Source organism: Deltaproteobacteria bacterium RIFCSPHIGHO2_02_FULL_44_16, from assembly GCA_001798185.1.
Taxonomy (GTDB): domain Bacteria; phylum UBA10199; class UBA10199; order 2-02-FULL-44-16; family 2-02-FULL-44-16; genus 2-02-FULL-44-16.
The window spans coordinates 65,619-90,876 of the sequence record MGRM01000012.1 but is presented as its reverse complement, the minus strand read 5'-3'; the positions used below and the strand labels follow the sequence as shown (position 1 = coordinate 90,876).

The following is a 25,258-nucleotide window of genomic DNA, read 5'->3' as shown; positions in this document are numbered from 1 at the left end:
GAGAGATGAGACGATCAAACAGACTTGGGTGAAGAAGGAGTTTCTTATGTGCTACGCAAGTGGTGAGTTTACAACAATCAACACTTCTCAGGGAGCTATTCGTGTTGTTGCGAATCGAAACGGCGAAGTATGCAGAGATGATCTCCCCCTCTGTTTTGAGACTGAAGATATTCGGAATTTTTTGTCACCAATCGTCACATCGACAGCGCCACAATATCTCAATGATATCGTCAACATTGATTATATAGACGAAGCCAGAAAATTATTATGGCAGCACGGCATCCGCGATCTGCGTCCTGAAACAACTCCTGAAGCATTGAGAAAATATATTGAACGCTATCAAGCTTTGTATGTGAAAGTGGTTCATCCTGAATCACATGCTAGTATTATCGCTGATCTTTCAACACTTGCTCTCAATGCAAGAAGAGATGGTATTGTTATTGATACAACCCATGCTGCACTTTTATCCGCAATGGATGCATTCCATATCGAGGTCCCTTCAGAAAACGACGAAACCCGGCTAGAAAACGTACGTGCCTCAGCATATGGCACGCTTCAAGATGAAGATGAAAATACAACATGGATTTTGAGAACGAAAATTCCAGAGCAACATAATCCTTATAAAGCCTGTTTGGTCGAATTAATGCGTCGATTGTATGGTTTTTCCAGCACATCAGACATTGGTTTTGATAATTTTAGAAGATGTAATGGTTATGAATCAGATGCTTATTTTCGAGTGAGTGCTGAGCTCGTTTTTTCTGCCGTTCACAAGGCTCGAGAGTATTGGAATCAGAGGGTCAAAGTCATTGCTCTTGCGAAAGTGATTGAAACATCAAGTGCGATGCTCAGTTTCGAAAGAATGGTTAATAGAGTAGATGATCTGAAGCGTCTTCCTACTTCTTTGGACACTGACACAGGTAATGTCTTGCAGTATCAAATGGAAGTGAGTCGTCATCAAGCGGTATTAAATCAACACAGAAATTTATTAGTACATTATGAACAAGCCTATTTTGCCTTCTTCGCTGCTGCTGGAGCTTTTGGTATAGATCCTTCGGAGGATATTGAAATCCGCAATGCAGAAACAATAGTCATGCAACGTGGTTATCTTCCCTATCTTCAATATGCGTATTATCAAAGATCAGGAGCAAATCTTACGAATATGGAATTTGAAGAAATTATGCGGCCATTTATTGATACCATCAGAGTGCCATTTCAACCGGAAGAAATCCGTAATGCACGATGGCTTCTGATGCAAGTTTCGGATGTATGGATGGTCAAAGCAAAACGCCTTGCAAGTGAAGAAGATGCAAATATAGAAGATCTCCATATAATGGTCTTCCAAGCAGTGCGGAATAGTATGCTCGCCAGAGGCGCTGTGCCGCAGATAAAGCCAATTTATGAAGAACGAACTCGGTTGAAGAGTACCCCTATGATCCCACCACAAAATTAAATTCCCAAGATATCTTTTCTAAAAAGAAGCATCTTCTCTACTTGCGTCTTGGTTGGAGCTTCAGCATACCATGTGTCCTTGCTACGGAATCCGGAGGAACTTCTCCTCTACCGTAATTTATCTTTCTTGCTGAAATTCCTTGATCAAAGATTCAACAATGTTTCGATGCGATCCTGTTTTTGCAAATATTTGACGTTGACGTACCGCGCTTGGACCTGATTCCAGTATTTCAAAAATTGATTCCAGCTCATCTACACAATGAAGCGATTGCGCAATGGGATTGAGTTCTTGCAAAAGAAGCTTCACGGCATCGCGTATTTGCATACGTTCGCTGCTCTCTTGGGCGACAATCATTCCATCGAGACCATAGCGTGTCGCTTGCCACTTGTTTTCAGGTGCGAGCCAATATTGCTGCATATGAATGTGAGGAGATCGAAGTTGACGATCGAGTCCATCATCAATCCAGACAACGAGACAGTGGATGAGTGCAACAAGGGCAAGAGTTTCGCGAAATGTCGGGAGACCATCACATACACGTATTTCCAGAGTGCCGAAATCAAAGTGAGGACGAATGTCCCAGTAGAGATCCTTGATGGATCCGATAGCTCCTGTTGCTATGAGGGTTTCATAGTATTTTTGAAAACCTTTCCAGTCAGGAAAATAATAGGGAAGTCCTCCTGTTGGAAATGATTCAAGAACCGCCATTCTGCTTGAAGCAAGTCCCGTGTCAGTGCCTCCCCAAAAGGGAGAGCTTGCAGAAAGTGCCAGAAGATGGGGGAGATAGGAGATAAGGACATTGAGGATGTGGATGGCGCGTTCACCATCACGAACGCCGACATGCACATGCATTCCAAAAGTTGTCCAGCGCCGCGCGAGCCATTGATATTTTTCAAGAATCGAAAGATGACGCGTCGTTGGCACGACACGTCGTTCACGCCAATCCTGAAAGGGATGTGTTCCTGCAGAAGCGAGTTCAACCCCTAACGGTTCGACAATTTCTCGCAGTTTTGCACATTGTTTTCGCAAGCTTTTTTCCACTTCACGAATGTTCTGACAAATATCGGTATTCACTTCGATCATCGCTTCTGTCAGTTCAGCCTTGATATGAAAGTGTGGCAATTTGGATGCTTTTTGAAGGATTTGCACTGCAGCGCGCGAAAGATTTTTTGTTTCACGGTCGATCAGCTGGATTTCAAGTTCAACGCCGATCGTTGGTTTTGGTTGTGATGTAAAAGTAATCGTCATCGTTATAATCCGATATGTTTTTTTCCTTCTTGAAGCATGACTTCAACCTGTTTCATGCTTGGCGCTTCAGCGTAGATGCGAATGAGTGGTTCGGTACCAGAGGCGCGAAAAAGAAGCCAGGAATCATCATCAAAACGAAAATGATGGCCGTCAATTTTTGTATGCTGTGCTTGTTTATGTTCTGCACACGTTGTCACATTGAGCAAGTTAAATTTTTCTCGTACCTTCTCGATATGTTCTGGCGAAAGATGGTAATCGTTACGACGATAAAACATGGGACCACATTCTTTTTGTAAATCCGCAACAAGTTGACTGAGTGGTTTTTTTGTTACTGCCATGTGCTCCAGAAGAAGAAGATGAGAAAAAAGTCCATCTCGTTCCGGAATGTGGAACGGGAATCCATAGCCACCACTCTCTTCGCCGCCCATGAGAACTCCCGGTTCGTTCATCGCAGGAGAGATATACTTGAAACCAACAGGGACTGTTTCAACTTCAAGTCCATATTTTTTGCCGAGGCGATTGACCATCTGTGTGGTTGAAATCGACTTAATAATTTTTCCTCGTAGTTTTTTATGTTCCACGGCGTGACGAATCAAGAGAGAGAAAAATTCGTGCGTGGTGATATACGTGCCATGTTCATCAACGACAGCGGCACGATCTGCATCTCCGTCGAGAATGAGGCCACATGTATATTCCCCCGATTTCATACGTTCAAGAAGTTCATTGATATTGGGTGCAATGGGTTCAGGATTTAAACCGCCAAAATTTGGATCTGCTACTGTGTGGATCTCTTCAACATGATCGCCTAATATTATTTTCATCAATCCCGTTCCAGCGCCATAGAGAGGATCAACAAGAACTGGTTTTTGAAGTTGACGCATGATGTTTGGAAGGTCGACATAGGACATAATTGTTTTTAGATATTCTTGGGAAGGATCAAAAAAAGTGAGAAGTTTGTTCTTCTGAAGTTCTCCCTTTTTTGGTTTTCGGTGTTGAGCGTGATTTTTTCGGATCTGTTCTTCGATCGATCGGACATAGTTTTCCGATGCTGCTCCACCGGTGTGTTCTTTAAATTTAATGCCATTCCATTTCGGAGGATTGTGGCTAGCTGTGACCATAACACCGGCTGTTGCGTTTTTATTTTTCGTCATCCATGAGACAGCAGGAGTCGGACAATAATTTTTCGAAAGAATGACAGGAATTTTATTTCCTAAAAGAATGGAGGCAATAAGCTCTGCTGACTCAGAAGATTGATTACGCCGATCATAGCCCACAATCACTGGCCAGCCTGTGTGTGGAAGTGCAGGATAAAGATCGCAAAACGCTTGAATAACATCTGCGATATTTTCCGGCGTAAAATCTTCTCCCACAACAGCGCGCCAGCCGTCAGTTCCAAATCGAATCTCAGGCATGTTTTCTCCTTTTAATGCGTTATAAACATGTAAAAAAAACACCACAACATTTTTTATGGCTTGTCGAAGAAGAGAAAGAAGATAAAAGTAACGTCATGAAGGAGACAAACCATGGTTAAGATTCAAGAAGTCACGAAACATCAGTTCATTGAAACCCTTTCCGACTCTCTCTCTCTCTCTCTCTCTCTCATCTGAACAAGCCTCAGCCATAGGTGATTTGTACGACATTGCTGATGGTACTGTAGACGGTCTTATTCATGCTCAAGCAAGATCAATCACAACTGACGATATCCGAAAAACTCTCGGTGGGAGTCCACTTCTCTGGAGCAATGTGTTTGTCGATGGTATAGCAAAGAGCGCAGCTCAGATTCTCCCAGAAGAAACTCAAGAAACAGAAATTCCATCCATTGCTTTAGCAAGTATCGCACTTCCTTGGACGCCAGAGCTTCTTGGTGTTGGTGAAGGTATTGGTGTTGCAGGTGTTGGGACAGCAGTTGCCACGGGTGCAGCGATAGGAACTGGACTTTTGGGAATAGCGGCTCTGGCAGCATTACCTCAATCGATGAATCCAACGTATGATGTGATTCAATGGGATGAAGCGAAAGTACAAGAGCTGATCAGGCAACATCGACCTGATCTTTATTATGGCCAAGGTGGATCTGGTGCAGTGAGTATTGGTCCCATGCCCGGAACAGCATCAGATGACTTTGCAGGTCCGATGGAAACTCCGAAAGCAATGGCAATGGGAAAAGCTGATGAGACATCCAACCAAATACAAGGGGCTTCCGCTGAAAAGGATCCTACAGACGATGAGCTCGAGCAAAGATCTAGTGGTTTGTATCACGCTTTGATGAACCTAAGAGGAGGAAGACGCAAAGCAATAGGAGATCGAATTTATCATTTAGCTCTCAGATCTTTGCGAAAGGAAACAGATAGAAGTCACCGAGAAAGAAAGATTCTTTTGGGAATAGCTAATAAAGCACGGGGTTGTAGAGCAAGCGATCTTAGAGAACTTGAAGTGAGAATGGGTATTGTAGAAGCTGCATTTAATGCCAATCAACCTCTTGAACAATTTACTCCAAACGCGAAAAGGGCTGTTCGTGAACCTTTGCGTATTGAAGAGGCACAAAGGATCGCTCGAGCTGCAGAAGAAGATGCTGCCATTTTGAGAAAAGATATATCGCTTTTTACCACACATCTTGGAAGGATTCGTCAAAGAAATACTCTTACTTCTACCCAGAGAGAAAAGCTTGCAGAGTTAGAACCGCAGATAAGAGAAAATATGACTCGCTCTGAATTTGAAGCTACCCTCAGAGATGCCAGAGAGACATTTCCAGGAGAATTTTTGGAAACGCTTCCAGTGAATGTGAAAAGAAAAAGGTAGAAAATAAAATGGAAATAGCATCTTCGCAAACACTTTAGAGATGTAATAATGCTTTTTGAAAAGTTTGAGAATCAAGAGATATTGAAAAAAAGGTAAGCCAAAAGCGCAGCGACTGAGGAAACCATTGCCCTCGTCCTGGATGCGCGACAACAGATTTGATCGCAGCTTCACCATAGGTGCGATAGATCCATTGTACGGCTTCCCATTGTCCTCGATTCAGAACAGAGGTGATTACGACGGTTTTCTGCGTCTCCCACTCAAGCTTATCCGGGTTGGCAAACCAGACACAGGCTAAAACACTTTCAGGGATTTCTTTTGGGTTCAATTTTAGAGCCATTGTTTTGCGAGTCTCACGCTTTCTTTTTCAAAGAAGCTTTTTATTGTTGTCCATGAAATTTTTTCTTTGAGTTCTGTCCCGCGTCCAGATTCATCTTTTTCAGCATCATCAAAATAGGTAAGAGCTTTGAGGCAAACATGAGGGTCGAATTGAGAGAATTTTTTCCTTGTCCATAAAAACACCTGTTGCAAGGAATATTGTTTTGCAATGACATACATATCGATAAAGTCTCGCCGTAACCCCCGTTGGGAAATTGCAATGAGTTTCATTGCAGCAATATCTGCAATAGAACTCATTTCAAAATATTCCGATGAAATGAGAGGTTGTACATGTGGATAAGGATAGTGAAAGAAGCTCAAATCAACTCTTCCTATTTGTCCAATAAGCGTTCCATATGCCCGTTGGGTCACTTTTAATAAAGGCAGATTTTTTACAGCTGCATTTTCAAAACTTTGTTCATTGAATGGTGTCTCGGTATAAAAATCAAAATCGATCGATGTTCGATGGCCAATTTGAAGCGCTAAAGCTGTTCCCCCCGCAAGATAAAAACCAAATGACTTCAGAAACGAAAGATGGGGGAGTAATTGTTGTCGTTGAGTGTCGAGGATTTCCCAATGCATATTTGTTTATCTCCTTGTGGAGTGAAATTAGCACAGGTTTGCTTACTTGTCAGCGAATTGTTCCACGTCGATCGCCATCTTTATGGCAGCGAGCATGGCATGAGGTGAGACAATCCCTTTCCATGCAATGTCTTCGGCCGTGCCGTGCCCTGGGGAAGTTCTTATAAAAGGAAGACCAAGGGTGATATTCACTGCATTTTCAGGGTAGCGTGATTTCATCGGGATGAGTCCCTGATCGTGATACATGGCAATGACGGCATCATATTTTTCTTCCATCTTTCGCGCAAAAAATGCATCAGCAGAAAAGGGACCTTCACAGAAAATATCTTCTCGGAGCATTGCATTTCTTGCAGGAATAATGATGTCGAGTTCTTCTCTTCCGAGTTCCCCGCTTTCTCCTGCATGGGGATTGAGTCCAAGAAGAGCGATCTTTGGGGAAGCAATATGAAAAGAATTTTTGAGTGCAGATGCAACTGTTCGAATGGTTGCCGTTAATTTTTCTTTTGTCAGTGATTGCGAGACAGCGCTGAGAGGAACATGGGTTGTTGCAAGAGCAACTCGAAGTGGTCGTGCTGATGGCGTTTGTTCCCACGGCGCAAAAAACATTACCGCCCCTCCCGGAAGCACCTCCGGCGTCACCCGAATGATTGGAGTTTTACAATGAATTTTTGCCGCGAGATATTGTGTATGACCTGTGAAATGAGGAACAACAAGCTGAATCCGCTTTTTATTCACAGGCGCAGTTACAATCCCGTCGATCTTTTTTTGTTTTGCGTCATTCATTGCACGGTCAAGAGCAGCAAGCGCTATTGTTGCGGCATCGTGTTTTGAAAGTTTACGATGAGAAAGTTTTAAGTTTGAAGTGAAGACAATCTGTTTTTCAGGAATTGTTATTCCCGTGAGAGCGCTCGCTTCTTTGAGAATCGTAGAATCGCCATAAATAAAAACAGATTCACGCGTTATCGGCGAGAGTTGATCCCACGCTTTCAACGCAATTTCCGGCCCGATCCCAAGTGGATCGCCTATGGTGATAGCAATATACATAGAAGTCATTTCAAAAATGAGAATGAATTACGGGTGACGCCGGAGTGTGTTCCGGGAGGGTCTCCCCCGCTATTTATAGGGGGAGGGCCGGAACACCGCAGGCGGCAGGACCCGTAAGCAATAGATATTTTGAAATAACTTCTATGCATTTCTTTGTTCTCGTATGACAACGCCTCCGAGAGACTTTTTCATTATCTTATATCAATAAACGCCTTATGACGTTGTTGGCTCAGATAGTTGTTCAAGGCTTCCTGAATGCGTTCTTCATAGAGCACATCATAAATTTCCTCGCGAAGACGTTCAAAGTCAGCGCTGCTCAGCGTTGGCAACGCAATGAGTTTCACAATAAAAATAGCTTTTTCAGTGACAATGGGACGACTTACTTCGCCAACCTGAAGCATATGCACGGCGCGGGAAATTTCCGGAGCGAGAGATTTTAAATTCACCATTCCTAAATCTCCTCCTTTTTCAGCGTATGCATCTTTGGAATGTTTTTTTGCGAGTTGGGCAAATGCGTTTTTTGTTTTCGACGCATCTTGAGAAAGAGAATAGGCTTGTTTTACAAGCGTATCAAATTGTTCTTGAGACGTGATTCCTTCGACCGGAAGAAAAATTTGGGCAATATGCGCTTCATGAACTCCACGAAATTTTTCCTGATGCTGTTGATAATAGTCGCGTAAATCTTGATCGCTGATCTTCACTTGCGGGCCGATCACTTGATTCATGAATTTAAGTTTTCTAATTTCAAGACGAATCTGTTTTTTGTATTGTTCGTAGCCGATTCCTTTTCTTTTTAATTCTTCTTGCAGAAGTGGAAGAGAGATTTGGTTCTGTTTCAAAATATTATTAATAGCTCGAGCTAAATCATCGTCCGTAACTTCAATTTTTGCCTCTTCTAAGGCTTGTTCAAAAAGAGCATCGTCGATGAGCTCATCGAGCACACGCTGGCGAAGTTCTTCTTTCGATAGTTTGCGCGCCTCTTTTTCTTCGATCGATCTTTGTCGCGTGACCTGAAAATCATTCAACTCAGAGAGAGTAATGACGCGATCATTGACGATAGCTGCTATGCGATCAATGATTTCGGTATATGCAGTGTGAGAAAAAGTCAGAGAAATAAAAAAAGAGAAACAAAATATTGAAAAAGTCCGCAGGAGGCGATGGTCGAGCGGCGTCTTCAGACGCCGGAAACGAAGCCTCAATACACGGCAGGCTGAAGCGCAGGCAAAAATCCGGCGTGTGAGGATTTTTGCCGTAGCGAGAAATCGTCTCCGAGAGACTTTTTCAATGATTTTCTTCAAGTGTCATCTCCTGTAATTTATCTTCATAGACCGTGATGGGTGTGATGGCTTGTAATGAATCAATAAGAGCGAAGACTTCTTCGGATGAAAGCCCATGCGTTATTTTCTCAATCAGAAAACGACGTCGTTGTTGCGATCTCCAATTTTCGTAAGAAAGTTTTCTCTCTTCAAGCGCTTTTTTTGTCATCGCGAGATCGACACCAATCTTCTTTAAATTCTGATCCAACTCTTCTTCTGAAATCTCTTTTCCTCTTCGTTTGACTTCAGCAAGGAGAAGTTCTTCTTGAATACGTCGTGTCAAAATGGATTTTCGAAAGAGTTCAAGATTTTCATCTGCTTTCAGAAAAGAGAGATCGTAATTGTTTTGCGCGAGTTTCATTGACATCTCTAGATCATAAGCGCTGATCGCGGTGTTGCCCACACGAGCAATCGTCTTTTGCTGTTGTGAGCAGTGCACGGCGGTAAAACCGAGAAGGAGAGAGAAAATGAAGAAAAAAGATTTCATGAAGGTCTGGCCGTAACATAGCTGAGAAGCTCTCTCAAGAGGGATTTCAGGCTCTCCATGGCCTCAGCGTGAGGATGAAAGTGAATATGGTTCGGAGGGACGAGTTTCAAGGTTCCTTGATGCTTTGACTGAAGTTTCAAGAAGATTGTTGGATCGATAGGGGTTGAACTATCACATTCACAGTTAAAACGTGTGCCATCAAAACTGACAGAGAGGAGACGAAGTTCACGAGCGAAAATTTTTATGTTCATGACATCGATCAGATTTTTTACTTCGAGGGGAAGCGCTCCAAAACGATCGATCATCTCTTCTGCAAGCATGTCGACTTCGTCTTCTGTGCGACGATTGGAGAGACGTCGATACATTTCAAGTCGAGCTCCATCATCCGTAATATAATTCTGCGGGAGAAGAGCTGTCATACTGAGGTGGAGTTCAGGATCGATTTCGCTGAAATCTTTTTCTCCGCGATATGTGCGAATTGTGCGTTCTAAAAGTTTGATGTAAAGTTCATAGCCGACATCGGCAATATGACCTGATTGATCTCGACCGAGAAGATTTCCAGCGCCACGAATTTCCAAATCATGCATTGCGATTTGGAAGCCACTTCCAAGCGCAGTGAATCGTGCAAGAGCGCTGAGTCGGCGTTTGGCGATTGCGGTGGTGGTCCCATCAGCAGGAATCAAAAGATACGCATACGCTTTTCGATCTGATCTCCCCACGCGACCGCGAAGTTGATAAAGTTGAGAGAGCCCAAGCATGTCAGCACGATGGACAATGATGGTATTTGCATTTGGAATATCGAGCCCTGACTCGATAATCGTCGTGCACAGTAAGACATCATATTGATGATGATAAAAATCGACCATCACTTTTTCAAGTTCAGTTTCATTCATCTGTCCATGTCCCATTGCAATGCGTGCTTCAGGCACAATGGTTTTTAATTGTCTTAAAAGAGATCCAATGGTTTCCACGCGATTATGCACAAAAAAGATCTGTCCCCCTCGAGCGATCTCTTGTCGAATTGCATGTCGGATGAGGTTTTCATCAAACGGAGCCACGTGTGTTGCGATGGATTGTCGATTTGCGGGAGGAGTGTTAATGATACTGATATCGCGCATCCCCATTAGAGAAAAATTGAGCGTGCGGGGAATGGGTGTTGCCGACATAGAGAGCGCTTCCACCGTGGCCTTCAGTTTTTTCAGGCGTTCTTTATGTTGCACGCCAAAGCGTTGTTCTTCATCGACGATCAAAAGACCGAGGTCTCGAAATTCAATATCTTTTTGAAGGAGACGATGCGTGCCGATGAGGATATCGACACTCCCTTTTTTCACTTTTTCCAGAATTTCTATTTGTTCTCTTGTACTTCGAAAACGAGAAATCATTTCAATGGTCGCAGGAGTTTTTTGAAAACGCTGCGTGAAGGTTTCAAAATGTTGAAAAGCAAGAATCGTCGTTGGGACAAGCACTGCAACTTGTTTTCCTGCCATGGTTGCTCGCATTGCCGCGCGCATGGCAACTTCTGTTTTTCCGTATCCGACATCTCCGCAGATGAGTCGGTCCATTGGCTGTGTTGTTTCCATATCGCGCATGACATCTTGAATCGCACGCTCTTGATCGGGAGTTTCATCATAAGGAAAAGCTGCGCTGAAAGCTTCATAAGACTCGTCAGGAGGAGGAAACGCTGTTCCGGTGCGAAGTTGTCGCTCAGCCGCGATTTTCAGAATTTCTTTCGCAATGCTTTGCATCTCTTGCCGCACTCGCTTTTGAATACTCTTCCAACGCGTTCCCCCAAGTCGATCCAGAAGTGGAAATGACTCTCCGGCTCCGATATAGCGTTGAACAAGATTCATGCGATAGACAGGAAGATAGAGTTTGTCATCACCGAGATAAGAAAGCAGAAGATAATCTCCAACCTCTTTTCCAAAACTCAAATGCACAAGTCCGCCAAAACGCGCGATACCGTGATGTTCATGAACAAGATAGTCTCCTTCTGCCAGCTCTGAAAAAGACGTGAAGGGTTCTGAAGGTGGAGGAGCGCTCGTTGCACGTCGAAGTTTTTTGGTTCCAAAAAGTTCTTCTTCAGAAATAACTATGAGTTTTTGATCATACCAGCGAAATCCTTTTGAGGCGCGTCCAAGAACGAACGAAAGTTGAAGGGAAGATCGTGAAAGAAGAGGAAGAATGGGTTCATGTTGAAGTGTGGCTGTCAAGTTATCGCTTTGCAGGAGATCCGCCAAGCGCATAGCCTGCACGTCAGTATGACAAACAATAAAAATACGATGTTCTTCTGCAAGCCAGGTTTTTATTTTTGTGCGAAGCGAAGAGAGCATGCGGTCGCTTGAACTTTCTTTTTCAACCAACGCACGCAACTCAGTATTTCCTTCGAGAGAAAGAGTTTGTGGCGCTGAACGAAGCGTATTGATTTCCAGAAACTCTTCGGAAGATGAAAAGTGTTTGATAAGCTCGGAGAAGGGAAGAAACAGATCTTCTACCGGAACAATTCTTTCGCGGTTCTGTGAAGTTTCAACCAGAGAACGAAGAGAAGTGAGAAAAGTAGTGGTATGCGCTTCGCCCACATGCGGTTCGTCGATAAGAACGGTGGCATGCGACGTGTAATCGTTAAAAGTTGACGTGGTTTCATGAAAAAGATGAAAAAAAGAATCGAGCCCGGGAAACGAAATTCTTTCGCGTATTTGTTCGGTTAAAGAGCGTCGCTCGCTTGCAGGCATTTCAGAGCGTTCAGCGAGTATCCGTATTTTTTGCAACGCTTGATCGCGCGTTTTTTCGGAATAAAGAAAATCGCGAAGTGGATGAAGTTTTACCGAATGGATGTCCTCTTTTGAACGCTGAGTTCCAGGATGAAAAAATCGGAGTGAAATAATAAGTTCATCTTCAAGTTCCAGTCGAACTGGCGAAGCAAGGTGAGGTGGCCAGAAGTCGACAAGCGCTCCTCGTTTGGCAAGTGTTCCGCGTTCATCGACAAGAGGACTCTCTTCGTATCCAAGTTCGAGAAGTTCTTCCAAAAAAGAATCACGCTTCAGCAGTTCGCCTTTCTGAATCGAACGAATGGTGTTGCCGAGAAATGAAAGAGGCGGAAGCCTCCGAATCACGGCTTGGGCTGAGGCAACAATGAGAGATGGCTCTTTTCGTAAAAGTCTCTCCATGACTTCAAGACGGCGTGCCTGAAGGATCACATCAGGATCCATTTGTGTATAAGGAGCCACGTCGAGTTCGGGAAAAAGAAAGAAACGCTGACGATATTTGTCAGGGAGAAAAAGAGCGACATCATCAAGAAGCGCTTGGGCATCTGTCTCTGTGGGAAGGATGACGACAAAAGTATGTTGCGGATGTTCTTCCCATGCTTTTGCCAGCACATATCCTCGCGCAGATCCATAAAGGCCGTTGATGGTGCGAATGGGTTTGTTTTCTTGGGGGAAGATATTTTTGAATACAGAAGACATGAGCGGTCTTCCTTAATAACTCTGATGACAAAATTCAATAGACCTCTTGCGGAGTTGGAAATAGCGTAAAAAATTTCGACAGCATTTGAAGTTTGCGTTCCTTTTCTCAATCATCTATAGCCGCGCCTTACCATCATGCGTAAGACATCACTTTCACTCATTTTTTTGGTCGTCTTTCTCGATCTTGTCGGTTTTGGGATCGTGATTCCGGTGCTTCCGTATTATGCAAAGATTTTTGGCGCGAGTGCGACTGAGCTTGGTTGGCTCATGGTCTGTTATTCCGGAATGCAGTTTCTTTTTTCTCCGTTTTGGGGGCGACTTTCTGATCGGATCGGCAGAAGGCCCGTGCTGCTCACGTGCATTCTCGGTATTGCGATCTCGTTTCTGATTCTCGGATCTGCGCGGTCGCTCCTCTGGCTCTTTATCGGGCGTCTCTTCGCAGGACTTTTTGGAGCAAATATTTCGGCGGCATCTGCCTATATTGCTGACATTACGCCTCCTGAAAAGCGCGCGAAGGGGATGGGGCTCATCGGCGCTGCATTTGGACTGGGGTTTCTGTTCGGGCCAGCGCTTGGAGGTTTGCTTTCAAAATGGGGATATCATGTTCCAGCCCTTGTCGCCGCAGCGCTCGCTGCCATCAATTTTCTTTTTGCTTTTTTGAAACTGGAAGAGCCAAAACTCACTCTCGAAGAACGCACTGCGCATCGACATCATTTTACGTTTCGCAATTGGATCGAAACCGTTACCTCTCGTCAGGTTGGATTTTTCATTGGACTTTTTTTTCTCATGACCATGGGCATCGCCCAACTTGAGACTTCGTTTGCTCTTTATCTCTTAGCTCGCTTCGGGCTCGATGCTTTGCATGCAGGAGTGATCCTCGCGATGATGGCAGTTTGCATGATCGCTATTCAGGGAGGAGGGATTGGTCCTCTTGTGGCACACTTTGGAGAACGTTTTTTGGTGGCAACTGGAGCTCTCCTCATGACTTGCGGACTCGTGGGTGCCATGCTAAGCCCCACCGTACATTGGTTTGTCGTCGCTTTACTGTTTCATGCGGTGGGATATGCGCTTGTCACTCCTTCCCTTTCTGCGCTGACATCTAAAACAGTTGAAAGTAGAGTGCAGGGAGCGACGATGGGAGTTTATCAGTCTGCAGGAAGTTTAGGTCGTATTGTGGGACCACTTCTCGCAGGTATTTTATTTGATCGAGTCGGTATGTCCATGCCGTTTTATGTTGCTGCAGGATTTTTTATGATCGCGTTTATTTTATCAGTGAAAAGTTATCGTAGTATGTCATCCTCGCGTAGGCGGGGATCTCATGAGATTCCCGCTTAAGACATGCGGGAATGACAGAATTCTATTTTATAAGGAGTCATAATATGAAACCACGACGACATAGTCACGAAGTTACGATTGGAAATGTAAAAGTCGGTGGAAAAAATCCGGTCATTGTACAGTCAATGACAAACACTGACACTGCTGATATTGAAGGTTCTGTAAAACAGGTTATCGAACTTGCAGATGCCGGCTCTGAGCTTGTTCGCCTCACGGTCAATGTTGACGATGCTGCCAAAGCAATCCCTCACATTAAAGAAAAACTTCTCGCGAAAAATTATGAAACTCCTCTCATCGGTGACTTTCATTATAATGGGCACACGCTTCTGACAAAATATCCCGATTGTGCTCAGGCGCTCGATAAGTATCGCATCAATCCCGGCAATGTCGGTTTTGGACAAAAGCATGATGAAAATTTCAAGCAGATGATTGATGTCGCGCTGAAAAATAACAAACCTGTGCGCATTGGCGTGAACTGGGGTTCCATTGATCAATCAATTGTAATCCGCCTGATGGATTCGAATACGAAAGCGGCCCACCCGAAAGCAGCGGGTGACATTATGATCGATGCCATGGTGGAGAGTGCGCTCAGTTCTGTGAAGATGGCGAATGAGTATGGAATGTCGGACGATAAAATTGTGATCAGCGTAAAAATGAGTGTGCTGCAAGATATGGTGAAAGCTTATGAAATACTGGCCAGCAAGTGCAATCATGTATTGCACTTAGGGCTTACGGAAGCTGGTATGAGTTTTAAGGGAGCAGTCTCATCATCTGCAGCTCTTTCGATTTTATTGCAGCAGGGGATTGGAGATACCATTCGTGTTTCACTGACCCCTCAACCAGGTGCATCGCGCACAGAAGAGGTTCGACTTTGTCAGTACATCTTGCAATCGCTTGGTGTGCGACAATTTAAGCCGTCTGTTACCGCATGTCCTGGATGTGGTCGTACAACAAACACGCTTTTCCAAGAAATGGCACTCGATATGGAACAATTTTTTGATGCGAAACTTCCGGAGTGGAAAAAGAGAGGATACAAAGGTGTTGAACAGCTTCGTATTGCGGTGATGGGATGTATTGTGAACGGTCCTGGTGAATCAAAGCATTCAGATATCGGCATCTCACTTCCAGGAACCGGAGAACATCCGAAAGCGCCGGTGTTTATCGATGGCGCGAAAGTGACAACGCTCGAAGGTCCGCAGATGATGACAGAGTTTAAAAAGCTCGTGGAAGATTATGTTGAACGGAAGTATGCTAGCAATGAATGAACAATGTATTGATTGCTTGCTCCTCAGCGAAAACTCTCGAAGGCCGCGTCCCGATCCGGGTCATCCCGTCTCGGTCGCTTACGCTCAGCGATTTTGTTGATCATATCCCGTTTGAGAAAATCGCTTCCGCGATACCTTCTGCGAGTTTCCCCTTCGCGCAAGCAATGGGATAAAAAGTTTTAAAATGACTTCTCACAAAATGAATAACACTTATCATTGCCTTACCTTACCAGTACCCAAAAAATTAGGCCCAAAGCCGTTGCTCATTTTTGACCAAAAACTTTTGGCGTGTATCAAGGGTTTTTCTTCTTGGATGAAACAGTTTCCACTTCGATATCCAGTTATTGCCGGAGAGAAGCTCAAATCGATTGAGTCCTTTTCATATCATCTTCAAAAAATAGTTCGACTCACGAACTCTCTTTCGCGAAAGGATCTGACGATTGTTTGCATTGGAGGCGGATCAGTTTGTGACTTTGGCGGATTTGTGGCGAGTGTGTTGAAGCGTGGAGTTCGGCTCATCCATATTCCAAGCACATGGCTTGCCGCTATCGATGCCGTGCATGGGGGAAAGACAGCGCTGAATGTCGGCGGTGTCAAGAATCAGATTGGGACATTTTATCCCCCAAAGAAAATTTTTATTGTCCGTGAACTTTTAGAAACACAACGTGAAGCGCTTGCGCAGGAAGCTATGGCAGAACTCGTGAAGATCGCGCTGATTGATGGGAGTGAATGGGTCAATCGACTTCTTTCCAATGCCAATTTCGATGCAGCGCGCCTGTCTGCTCGATCCTCGCGCGCGCCCGCTAAACACCTCGCGGGTGCTGACGAGGAACGTCGCAGCGGCGCAGCGATTTCTCAGATAATGTGTGCCTTTCTGAATGAAGCGGTTCGAGCAAAATATCGCATTGTAAATGCTGACCCATACGAAACAGGACCACGACAAGTGCTCAACCTTGGTCACACTGTCGGACATGTTTTTGAAACGTACTACGGTTGGTCTCACGGAAAAGCAGTAGCAAATGGTCTTCGTTTTGCACTTGAGTGGAGCAAGCTGAAGTTCCATTTATCTCAAATGCGTGAGGTAGAAAATCTTCTCGAAAAGTCTTTGATTAAATTTTTTCCGAAGCGCATTGAAAAAATCCCAGAAAAAACTTTTCGTCAACTTCTTCTCAGCGACAAAAAATCTCTCTCAAACGATAAACTCACATTTGTCTTTTTGAAAAAAATCGGACAACCAATTCTGAAACCAGTTTCCGTAGATGAGATTGCGCAAGAAGCCAAAAGACAAGGATGGGTCGAATGACATTTTCTTATCACGGTTCACTCCCGGCATCGAAGTCGATGCTCAATCGACTTCTTTTGATTCAATATTATTTTTCGAATATGAATTCTGTTATGTCATCCCTGCCCCCGCCTAAGACATTCGGGGGTAAACTCCAGCAGGGATCTCCTGAACTTCATGAGATTCCCGCTTTCGCGGGAATGACAGCACAGTTTCAAATTGAAGGGGATTCGCAGTGTGATGATGTGCTGTTGATGCGAAAAGGATTAGAATCCTTAAAAGCAAATACTCCGATTGACTGTGGAGCAGCAGCTTTTGTGTTCCGGCATCTTGTGCTTGCAGCATCGCGCATTCCAGGAAAGCATCTTCTTCGTGGTACATCTCGTCTTCTTGGTCGTCCTCATGAACCTGTACAAAGTATTTTGAGGCACCTTGGTGTTTCTGTTCAGATCACAGAAGATTCATGGATGGTGATTTCGGAAGGATGGAAGCAGCCAACTCTTCCACTTCGTATTGAGACAAATGTTTCAAGTCAGTTTCTCTCAGCTGTCATTCTTAATGCATGGCAGCTTCCTTTTGATCTGCATCTTCTTCCCTCCGGAGATGCTGTTTCAGAAGGATATACTGCCATGACCATTGAACTTGCGAAACGTGCTGGAATGAAATTTCAATTCGATTCCAACAAAATGATTTTGGCTGCTCAGCAAACACCGCTGGCAGGAACATATTCTGTTGAATCAGATGTAAGTAGTGCTTTTGCGGTCTGTTCACTTGCAACGGTTGCAGGAGAAGCGATTATTCAAAATTATCCTCACGAGAGTCTTCAGCCAGATCGTATTTTTCCAGAACTTCTCAAAGTACTCGGAGCAAATGTTGCTATAGATGGCGATAAACTTTGTGTGAGGCAAAAAACGAAAATGTTATCTCCTTTACGCTGGAATTTTCGAAATACTCCCGATCTTTTTCCGATTGCAGCGATTTTATGTGGTCTTGCACGTGGGACTTCATCGCTTGTGGGAGCTCCACATCTTGCACATAAAGAATCAGATCGTATTCTCAAAACAGCGCAGCTGTTGCAGAAAATGGGATGTCCTACGCGACGTAGAGATAGCGGACTTGATATCATGGGCCAAGGTATGGCCTTTGGCGCTAAGGCAGTTGAATTCGATCCTGATGACGATCATCGATTAGTTATGGCGGCGGCAATTGCGAATGCCGCTGGCCATAAGATAAAGGTTCACAACAAAGAATGTGTGCGCAAAAGTTTTCCAGAATTTTTAGAGATTGCGAAGGAGTATTTATGATCACTCTTCTTATCGATGATATCGTGAAGGGGTCAAGTCTTGACTTTTACTTTATTGCAACAACAATGCCTAAAATTTTAAAAATTTCACACAACAAATTCTAAGAATAGTCGAAAATAGGAATAGAAGGGGTTCAAGAGGAGGTTTTTATGACGCAGCCAGTGCAAGCAATTGGATTCGCAGGATTTGGGTACTCAGATGAAATTAAAGGGCAGAATAATCCAGCGGTCCAAGTTAACTTTGGCCTTGGTCTTATGGAAAAATTGAGTGTTTCAGAAGGAGAATTTGAAGGGATGATTGTGCGGCATGGACTACTATTCAATTTAGATCTAAATCTGGGAAGGAATAGCGTGTTTACGGCAGCCCCCACCTATACTTTAACAGATTACGGCACAAATTTAACGTTAGGTGTTCAGCCAAAAGTAGGGGTGCAATTTGGTGACCAAACGACGCTTGCTTTTGGGGGCCGTGTTTTCCTTTTTTCAGATATAATCGTAGTACCTTTTATTGACTTAACTTGTACGCCACGAACAGATGAGCTAAGAGTTACGGGTGGTATTCAACAATTTTTTGACGTCTTTGCACTTGGGGAAGCCATAGCGACAAGTCTAGCCAAGTTGGACTAAAAGTTTAAGCATTCCACTACATTTTGGTCGTGGCCAATGTCGAAGGGTCAAGTCTTGACTTTTCATTTCTCTCGAATAGACATGATCTATGTCTCGCCCACTTCGTGTTCAATATCCAGGCGCTTGGTATCATGTGATGAATCGCGGCGCGGGAAAGCAGCAGATTTTTCGTGATGCTCGAGACTATACGGCATTCTTAACTCTCCTTGGTGAAACATCACTCATGTGGAAATCAGAAGTGCATGCTTACTGCCTGATGCCAAATCATTATCATCTCTTAATCAGAACACCGCTTGCGAATTTATCTCGGGTCATGCGTCACATCAACGGCGTCTATACACAGCGATACAATAGGCGCTGGAATCGAGACGCGTCGCTTTTTCGGGGACGTTTTAAGGCGATCCTCGTTGAAGAAGATGCTTATCTTGATGAGCTTGTGCGCTATATCCATCTCAATCCCGCAAAGGCAAATCTTACTTCAAAGGCGCATCATTATATATGGTCGAGCTTTCCGTATTATTTAGGCAGATCAAAAAAACCGCAGTGTCTTGTTACTGACATCATTTTGCAGCGATTTGGACAGCGACAGAATAAAGCACGACGCGAGCTTGTGCAATTTATCGCTGCTGGAATTCCTGAAACTCTTCGAGCAACTTTGGACGGAACTCGTTGGCCGAGTATTTTGAGCAAAGATTCTTATCAAGAATGGATTACACAGAATTATCTATCACCTCGTTCTGATTCCGAAGTTGTTGTTCGATTGCAAGAGCCTCGGATATTATCGATTTTGCAAATCAGAAAAGTGGTTTGTACTCTTTCTCAACTTTCTTGGAGAACAATGAAAAGAGGAAAAGGATCAGATGCCCGTTTTTGGCGAAAGACTTTTATTTTAGCTCTCCGACAAGAATTAGGTTTAAGTTATCAGAAAATGAGACATATCGTCGGACACATTCATCCCTCCCAGGTTTCGCGCCTTATCAATATCGATCGGTTCAAGATAGAAAAAGATGGGCGCTGGAAACGACTTGATTGTGAATTGAAAAGTGAAAAGTCAAGACTTGACCCCTTTGGACCATCATGATCACGATTCTCATCGGACATCGGGGGGCGGGGAAGACATCGCTTCTGAGAAGAATTCAGTCGTATGTTCCACATGCGACAACGGTTGATCTGGACGAAGTGATCGAAAAGGCCGAAGGCCCCATCAATGATATTTTTTCTCGGCAGGGAGAAAAAAAGTTTCGCGAATTGGAAAAAAAATACTTTGAACAAATTCTTGCTTCTGAAAAACAGAAGCCGCTTTATATTTCAATCGGTGCAGGTTTTGAAGGAGACTTTCCACAAGATGTTCGTGTTCTTTGGGTTCGACGTGAAACCGACAAATATGGACATATTATTCCTGGACGCCCGCGTTTGAATCCTCAGGCAAGTGAACTTGCTACGTATCGTGAGCGTTTTCTTTCGCGAGAAGATCGTTATCGTTCTGAGTCGCATGAGATTCTCACGATTCCTGAAGGATTCAATCGTCCAAACAACGAAGAGAAAAACTTTTTCTCTCATCAATTAAAGAATGTGGGTGGCATGATAACGATTTTGCCGAACCAAAAATTAGATCAACAATGGTTGAATGATCGTCTTCAGTTTGGAATCGATGCATTTGAACTGCGCGATGATCTTTTAACTTCTGAACAAAAAGAGTGGCTGTTGAAACATGTTCCAGAAGGGAAGCTTCATTTTCCAGAGAGTGTGCATGACCTGCATCATCGAGATGAGGGAGAGACCTTATCAGATGTTCTTGCTCATCTTGAAGCCACGAATAATGCGAAGAAACCATTGAAATTGGCCGTGAAAATTCACTCCTTTCAAGAACTTCTTGAAGGGGATGAATGGATGCAAAAGGATCCTCACAACCGTTCCTTTTTACCGCGATCAGATGATGGACGGTGGCAATGGTATCGTCTGCTGCGATATCAGATGAAGCTCAATTTTATTCGAGAGGATGAGTGGAGCGCGCTTGATCAGCCGCTTCTCTTAGATTGGGTGAGGCGGCCGCCTCATGCCAAAATATTTGCCGCAGTTCTTGGTGATCCTGTTGCGCACAGTTTTACTCCCGCAGAGCATTCTGAATTTTTTGCATCCAAAGAAATTCCTGTTTTTCGTATTCGTATGACTGAAAATGATTGGAAGAGTGGCGCTTTGGATATTTTGCAGAAATTTGGTTTACGCTATGCCGCTGTCACATCGCCATTGAAGTATAAAGCAGCGATGCTTTGTAGGGGCGCACGGCCGTGCGCCCCTACATTCTCATCAATAAATACGATTATGTGGAATGATGTCACACAAGAATGGCTGGGTATAAATACAGATTATCTGGGATTTGAAGTTCTTATTTCCGACATCCGAGACAAAAAAAATATTGTTGTCTGGGGCGGGGGTTCGCTTCTTCCCATGCTTCAACATTTTCTTCCAGACGCATCTTTTTATTCTTCGCGAACTGGAAAGTTGAAGCAGGGAACTCATCTTGAAAAGCCTGATGTTATTCTTTGGGCAACTGGACATGAAGGATCACATCCGCCTCTTTCTTGGAAGCCAAAGCACGTCGTTGATCTTCATTATCACGACTTTTCTCCAGGCCTTGACTATGCGGAGCGAATCGGAGCAGCGTATATATCGGGTATGACAATGTTTCAGAAACAAGCAGAAGGACAGAGAGAGTTTTGGAGAGAATATGCCCGCTAATTCTTTCGGACAACACTTTCGCATTACCACGTTTGGTGAAAGTCATGGGATCGCACTTGGCGTTGTGATCGATGGATGTCCTGCAGGAGTTTTATTTGACGAAACGTTGCTTCACGAATGGATGCAGCGCCGTCGACCTGGATCGAGTTCAGTGGTTTCATCTCGAAATGAATCGGATATTCCTGAAATTTTAAGTGGCATGTTTGAAGGAAAAACTTTGGGAACACCGATTGCAATAATTGTTCGCAATCAAGATGCTCGTTCTGAAGATTATCAGAAGATAAAAAACAATCCGAGGCCAGGACACGCAGATGATGTGTGGCAAGAGAAGTTTGGTCATGCTGACTATCGCGGTGGAGGACGAGCTTCAGGTCGTGAAACAGGAGCGCGCGTAATGGCAGCAGCGATAGCACAGATGTTTGTGCAAACAATCTCTCCAGAAATTTTAATTCAAGGAGTGATCACCCAAATTGGTCCACTGACATTGACTCCCGAAGAGCAAAAAAATCATTTCACAGGACGAGTTGAAAAATTTCTCTTGCAAGCAAAGGAAGAGGGGAAAAATTATGGTGGAGTGGTTGATCTTACGATTGCGGGAGCTCCAAAAGGTCTTGGACAACCTGTTTTCCACAAATTCAAATCAGATCTGGCATCGGCATATATGAGTGTTGGCGCAACGTCGGCCGTAGAAATTGGAGATGGTTTCGCTTCTGCATCAGCAGAAGGATCAGAGTTTCATCGACGAGGAGAAACAGAATCTCCCTATGGTGGAATTCGTGGAGGGATTACAACAGGCGAACCGATTTCTGTTCGCGTTGCCTTCAAACCTCCGGCATCTGTGCTCGATGTTGCCAAAAAAGGTCGCCACGACCCTTGCATTGTCCCACGAGCACTTCCTGTCTGTGAGGCCATGACCTGGCTCGTTCTTGCGGATCACCTCTTATGGCAACGATTGGATCGAATTATATAGGGCTTCTCCTCCTGCGCAACTTTTCCTCTTTCTCTCCGATACAAAAAGGATCATAAGTTCTTTACGAGGCTTCCCATGGCTGGTAGTACCGTTTATAGTGATCAAAGGCTTTATCTTCTGAATTCTCATACTATTAATGAATTGTATGCTTTTCTTCGCACAACGCAGTCGTCTGCTGAACTGACGTATTCAACAGAAGCTGGAGTGTTTACGTTTGATGCACAGGTAGCTAAAAATCTTTTGCGTACTTTAGAAAATTGGGATGCGAGTGAAAGTGTTTCTGGAAAACCAAATAATGATATCGATCCAGCGACCATTTATTCAAAGCTGGATACAAAGCGTTTCCATGCGAACAGCGGTTTTGAACTGCCATTTAAACGTTTTCAACCAAATGAGCTTTGGTTGCAAAATTATCGTCATATTGAACAAGCCATGGCAAATGGCTGGATACGACTTACCCCTGAATCGAATGTTGGAATTTATTCAGATCAAGAAAACCTTTGGCAAGTGATTACAGACGCAACTCTTTCTGGTGCAACCCCGGAACGTTTTTCTGAGATTGCACAATATTGCGGTTCAGCCTCCAGTACTTATCTTTATGCTCTTAAGTGGTGGTCGCCTTTTAGACATACTTCAACAGTAAAAAGAGACACTCATGAACTGACGCAAGTTATTTATGCGAATTTTTCTCAATCGCTTGATAATGCTGCCGGAGATTGTGTTCATGAAAGAGGACATGGTCTTTATCTAAAAGCCGCAGTGGATGGCGGGTACAAGCTCTTTCGAGATCTTATCCTTGCTCGCGCTGTGAAAGATCCAAAGTACCGTCATGCTGCTTCTGTAATGCAAGAAGTCCTTGAATGGTCGCAAGCAAATCCACGTTTCGCCGGTGCCACCCAGTATGATACTCAGTATACGATTGAAGAAATGGGAGATGTGGCATTTTTTCAACACATTAATTCTTCCTTTATTGATCAGGACCGAGCAGAATGGTCGAAGCATTTTGCCAACGCGTTAAAGATGAATCAGGAAGATTTCAACCTGTTCAACCGCAACCGCTTTGGTATTCCTGTTGGCACTGCTCTTTATTGGGGATTTTTTATCCATCGTGCTGAAGGACAGCAGGTGAGCCCCGACATAATCACCAGTTTAAAAGCGAAAGTAAAAAAATCCCTTCAAGGGGATGCACGAGCGCTCAAACTTTTTGATGCTATGTTGACATTAGGAAAAGTAGTCGATGCCTATATCGCTTCACCAGAATTCACAGCTTTGATCCGAGAATACATTCCACAGACATTCGCGAAGAAATAATTTACTTCACCATTCCTTTATACATCCACGCCACACCGCCGGTGAGGCTTCGATATTCAACCGACGAAAACATTGTTGTTGCTTGCATGAGTTTTACAAATTTTTCGCGACAAGGAAAATATTCTGAGGAATTGTGAAGGTATTCATAAGCATCACGTTTCCCCGTGATGAGTCCGCCTAATTTTGGGAGAAGATACTTTGAATAAAACTGATAACATTCTTTCCAGATCGGAAATGTTGGCTGACCAAACTCGAGAACCATCACACATCCACCAGGACGAGTAACGCGAGCAAGTTCGGAAAGACCCTTTATCGGATCAGCCACATTGCGAATACCAAAGGCGATGCTCGTAATGTCAAAAGAATTTTCCGGATATTGAAGTTTTAAGACATCAGCTTCTTCAAAAGGGATTGTCATCCCTTTTCTGGACGCTTTTTCGGTAGCAAGTGCGAGCATTGCAGACGAAAAATCTGTACCGATGACTTTCCCTTCAGATTCCACTGCCTTTTTAAAGGCAATTGCAAGATCACCTGTTCCAGTTGCGCAATCCAGAATATTCATTCCCTGCGAAGCGCCGCTCCACGCAACAACTTTTTTTCTCCAAAGATGATGAATGCCGCCAGAAAGAATTGTGTTTGCACGATCGTATCGATGCGAGATGGCGTTAAACATCGATTTGATTTTTGTCGCATCAGGTGAATTCTTGAGGAGAGAAGTCATTTCAAAACTCCATCATTCGGGTGACGTCGGAGGCTATTTCGCATGTCTCCGCATGTCAGCGGAGACTGCGGGATGCCGCAGGCGGCAGGACCCGTAACAATAAACCGTTTTGAAATGACTTCTTTCACATAAACCTCATCATCGGACGATCAACAGCCTTCCCAATACGCTCTACTTTTGCCATGAGTGAAATAAATGCATCGCCGTCGATGGATTGATGTCCATCTGAAAGAGAGGCTTCGGCATTAGGATGAACTTCGATGAGTAATCCGTCGGCTCCTGCCGCAATGGCAGCAAGTGACATTGGCTCGACGAGTTCACGTCGACCAGTGCCATGTGAAGGATCAACCAGAATCGGAAGTGATGAATGGCGCTTGACATAAGCGACGGCGGCAAGATCAAGAGTGTTACGGGTTGCAGGTTCAAAGGTTCTAATGCCGCGTTCACATAAAATAATATTCTGATTTCCTTCACTCTCAATATATTCAGCGGAGAGGAGCCATTCTTCAATCGTAGCTGAAAAAGAGCGTTTCAAAATAACCGGTTTTGAAATTTTTCCGAGTTCTTTGAGAAGAGGATAATTAAACATATTACGTGTTCCCACTTGAAAAACATCAATCGTTTCCAAGAGCGGCTCAATCTGTCGTGGATCTGTTACCTCAGAAACAAGAGGAAGACCAATTTGTTCGCGAACAGAGCGAGCAATGCCAAGTGCAGCTTCTCCTAAACCTTGAAATGATTGCGGGTGCGTTCGGAGTTTATAAATCCCACCGCGGAGAAGATGTGCTCCTCCAGATTTGGCGGTTTTTCCAGCTTGCAGAAATTGGGCTTCAGATTCGATCGAGCAGGGTCCAGCAATAACGACCAGTTCTTTGCCACCGATTCGAACGCCTCCAACCTGAACGACGCGAGTTGACTTGACCATAGAGGGCGTATTAATCACGTTATT

Annotated in this window: 21 protein-coding genes; 11 read left to right on the top strand and 10 right to left on the bottom strand. The window is 44.1% G+C overall.

Going from position 1 to position 25,258, the window contains the following annotated elements; translation table 11 throughout:
- Nucleotides 1-46 precede the first annotated feature (46 nt).
- Complete coding sequence (locus tag A3C46_09170; protein OGQ22438.1) at nt 47-1,450, top strand: hypothetical protein; 1,404 nt, start codon at nt 47-49, stop codon at nt 1,448-1,450.
- A 117-nt stretch (nt 1,451-1,567) separates the two neighbouring features.
- On the opposite strand, the gene A3C46_09165 is transcribed toward A3C46_09170, so the two are convergent.
- Together A3C46_09165 and A3C46_09160 are read right to left on the bottom strand one after the other, a co-directional pair.
- On the bottom strand, nt 1,568-2,695 hold the full coding sequence (locus A3C46_09165; GenBank protein OGQ22437.1) for a hypothetical protein: 1,128 nt from the start codon (nt 2,693-2,695) through the stop codon (nt 1,568-1,570).
- 2 nt (nt 2,696-2,697) lie between these two features.
- Complete coding sequence (locus A3C46_09160; protein OGQ22436.1) at nt 2,698-4,107, bottom strand: hypothetical protein; 1,410 nt, start codon at nt 4,105-4,107, stop codon at nt 2,698-2,700.
- A gap of 148 nt (nt 4,108-4,255) precedes the next feature.
- Here A3C46_09160 and A3C46_09155 point away from each other — a divergent pair, with 148 nt between their 5' ends.
- Nucleotides 4,256-5,491, top strand: a complete 1,236-nt coding sequence (locus tag A3C46_09155) for a hypothetical protein (protein ID OGQ22435.1) — start codon at nt 4,256-4,258, stop codon at nt 5,489-5,491.
- Between the two features lie 34 nt (nt 5,492-5,525).
- Here the strand turns inward: A3C46_09155 and A3C46_09150 are convergent, their stop codons facing one another.
- From A3C46_09150 to A3C46_09125, 6 genes are all read right to left on the bottom strand, one after another.
- Nucleotides 5,526-5,828 (bottom strand): hypothetical protein, encoded by a 303-nt coding sequence (locus A3C46_09150; GenBank protein ID OGQ22434.1) that lies wholly within the window; start codon nt 5,826-5,828, stop codon nt 5,526-5,528.
- Complete coding sequence (locus tag A3C46_09145; protein ID OGQ22433.1) at nt 5,819-6,448, bottom strand: hypothetical protein; 630 nt, start codon at nt 6,446-6,448, stop codon at nt 5,819-5,821. The genes A3C46_09150 and A3C46_09145 overlap by 10 nt, the downstream gene beginning before the upstream one ends.
- A 42-nt stretch (nt 6,449-6,490) precedes the next feature.
- Entirely contained in the window at nt 6,491-7,501 is a 1,011-nt protein-coding gene (locus A3C46_09140; protein ID OGQ22432.1) for a 4-hydroxythreonine-4-phosphate dehydrogenase PdxA, read from the bottom strand.
- 182 nt (nt 7,502-7,683) lie between these two features.
- Complete coding sequence (locus A3C46_09135) at nt 7,684-8,790, bottom strand: hypothetical protein (protein ID OGQ22431.1); 1,107 nt, start codon at nt 8,788-8,790, stop codon at nt 7,684-7,686.
- On the bottom strand, nt 8,774-9,295 hold the full coding sequence (locus tag A3C46_09130) for a hypothetical protein (GenBank protein OGQ22430.1): 522 nt from the start codon (nt 9,293-9,295) through the stop codon (nt 8,774-8,776). The genes A3C46_09135 and A3C46_09130 overlap by 17 nt, the downstream gene beginning before the upstream one ends.
- Nucleotides 9,292-12,756: a transcription-repair coupling factor gene (locus tag A3C46_09125; GenBank protein ID OGQ22429.1), complete on the bottom strand. Its 3,465-nt coding sequence runs from the start codon at nt 12,754-12,756 to the stop codon at nt 9,292-9,294. The genes A3C46_09130 and A3C46_09125 overlap by 4 nt, the downstream gene beginning before the upstream one ends.
- A 135-nt stretch (nt 12,757-12,891) precedes the next feature.
- Here A3C46_09125 and A3C46_09120 point away from each other — a divergent pair, with 135 nt between their 5' ends.
- The 9 genes from A3C46_09120 to A3C46_09080 all read left to right on the top strand — a co-directional run bounded on the left by A3C46_09120 (nt 12,892) and on the right by A3C46_09080 (nt 23,588).
- On the top strand, nt 12,892-14,091 hold the full coding sequence (locus tag A3C46_09120; protein OGQ22428.1) for a hypothetical protein: 1,200 nt from the start codon (nt 12,892-12,894) through the stop codon (nt 14,089-14,091).
- Nucleotides 14,092-14,102: 11 nt separating this feature from the next.
- Nucleotides 14,103-15,356 carry a 4-hydroxy-3-methylbut-2-en-1-yl diphosphate synthase gene (locus tag A3C46_09115; protein OGQ22427.1) on the top strand — a complete coding sequence of 418 codons (1,254 nt, stop codon included), beginning with the start codon at nt 14,103-14,105 and terminating at the stop codon, nt 15,354-15,356.
- A 184-nt stretch (nt 15,357-15,540) separates the two neighbouring features.
- A complete protein-coding gene (locus A3C46_09110; GenBank protein OGQ22426.1) occupies nt 15,541-16,659 on the top strand; it encodes a hypothetical protein in 1,119 nt (372 codons plus the stop codon).
- Nucleotides 16,656-17,942: a hypothetical protein gene (locus tag A3C46_09105; protein ID OGQ22425.1), complete on the top strand. Its 1,287-nt coding sequence runs from the start codon at nt 16,656-16,658 to the stop codon at nt 17,940-17,942. Before A3C46_09110 ends, A3C46_09105 begins: the two co-directional genes overlap by 4 nt.
- A gap of 149 nt (nt 17,943-18,091) precedes the next feature.
- The gene (locus A3C46_09100) at nt 18,092-18,568 is read left to right on the top strand and encodes a hypothetical protein (GenBank protein ID OGQ22424.1); all 477 of its coding nucleotides are present in this window, start codon (nt 18,092-18,094) and stop codon (nt 18,566-18,568) included.
- Nucleotides 18,569-18,656: 88 nt separating this feature from the next.
- Nucleotides 18,657-19,649 (top strand): hypothetical protein, encoded by a 993-nt coding sequence (locus A3C46_09095; protein OGQ22423.1) that lies wholly within the window; start codon nt 18,657-18,659, stop codon nt 19,647-19,649.
- Nucleotides 19,646-21,307 (top strand): hypothetical protein, encoded by a 1,662-nt coding sequence (locus A3C46_09090; GenBank protein OGQ22422.1) that lies wholly within the window; start codon nt 19,646-19,648, stop codon nt 21,305-21,307. The genes A3C46_09095 and A3C46_09090 overlap by 4 nt, the downstream gene beginning before the upstream one ends.
- The gene (locus A3C46_09085) at nt 21,297-22,277 is read left to right on the top strand and encodes a chorismate synthase (protein ID OGQ22421.1); all 981 of its coding nucleotides are present in this window, start codon (nt 21,297-21,299) and stop codon (nt 22,275-22,277) included. The genes A3C46_09090 and A3C46_09085 overlap by 11 nt, the downstream gene beginning before the upstream one ends.
- Before the next feature lie 75 nt (nt 22,278-22,352).
- On the top strand, nt 22,353-23,588 hold the full coding sequence (locus tag A3C46_09080; GenBank protein ID OGQ22420.1) for a hypothetical protein: 1,236 nt from the start codon (nt 22,353-22,355) through the stop codon (nt 23,586-23,588).
- 1 nt (nt 23,589) lies between these two features.
- Here the strand turns inward: A3C46_09080 and A3C46_09075 are convergent, their stop codons facing one another.
- Both A3C46_09075 and A3C46_09070 read right to left on the bottom strand, forming a co-directional pair.
- Complete coding sequence (locus tag A3C46_09075; protein OGQ22419.1) at nt 23,590-24,309, bottom strand: bifunctional demethylmenaquinone methyltransferase/2-methoxy-6-polyprenyl-1,4-benzoquinol methylase; 720 nt, start codon at nt 24,307-24,309, stop codon at nt 23,590-23,592.
- Nucleotides 24,310-24,433: 124 nt separating this feature from the next.
- Nucleotides 24,434-25,234, bottom strand: a complete 801-nt coding sequence (locus A3C46_09070) for a 3-deoxy-7-phosphoheptulonate synthase (GenBank protein OGQ22418.1) — start codon at nt 25,232-25,234, stop codon at nt 24,434-24,436.
- Nucleotides 25,235-25,258 lie beyond the last annotated feature (24 nt).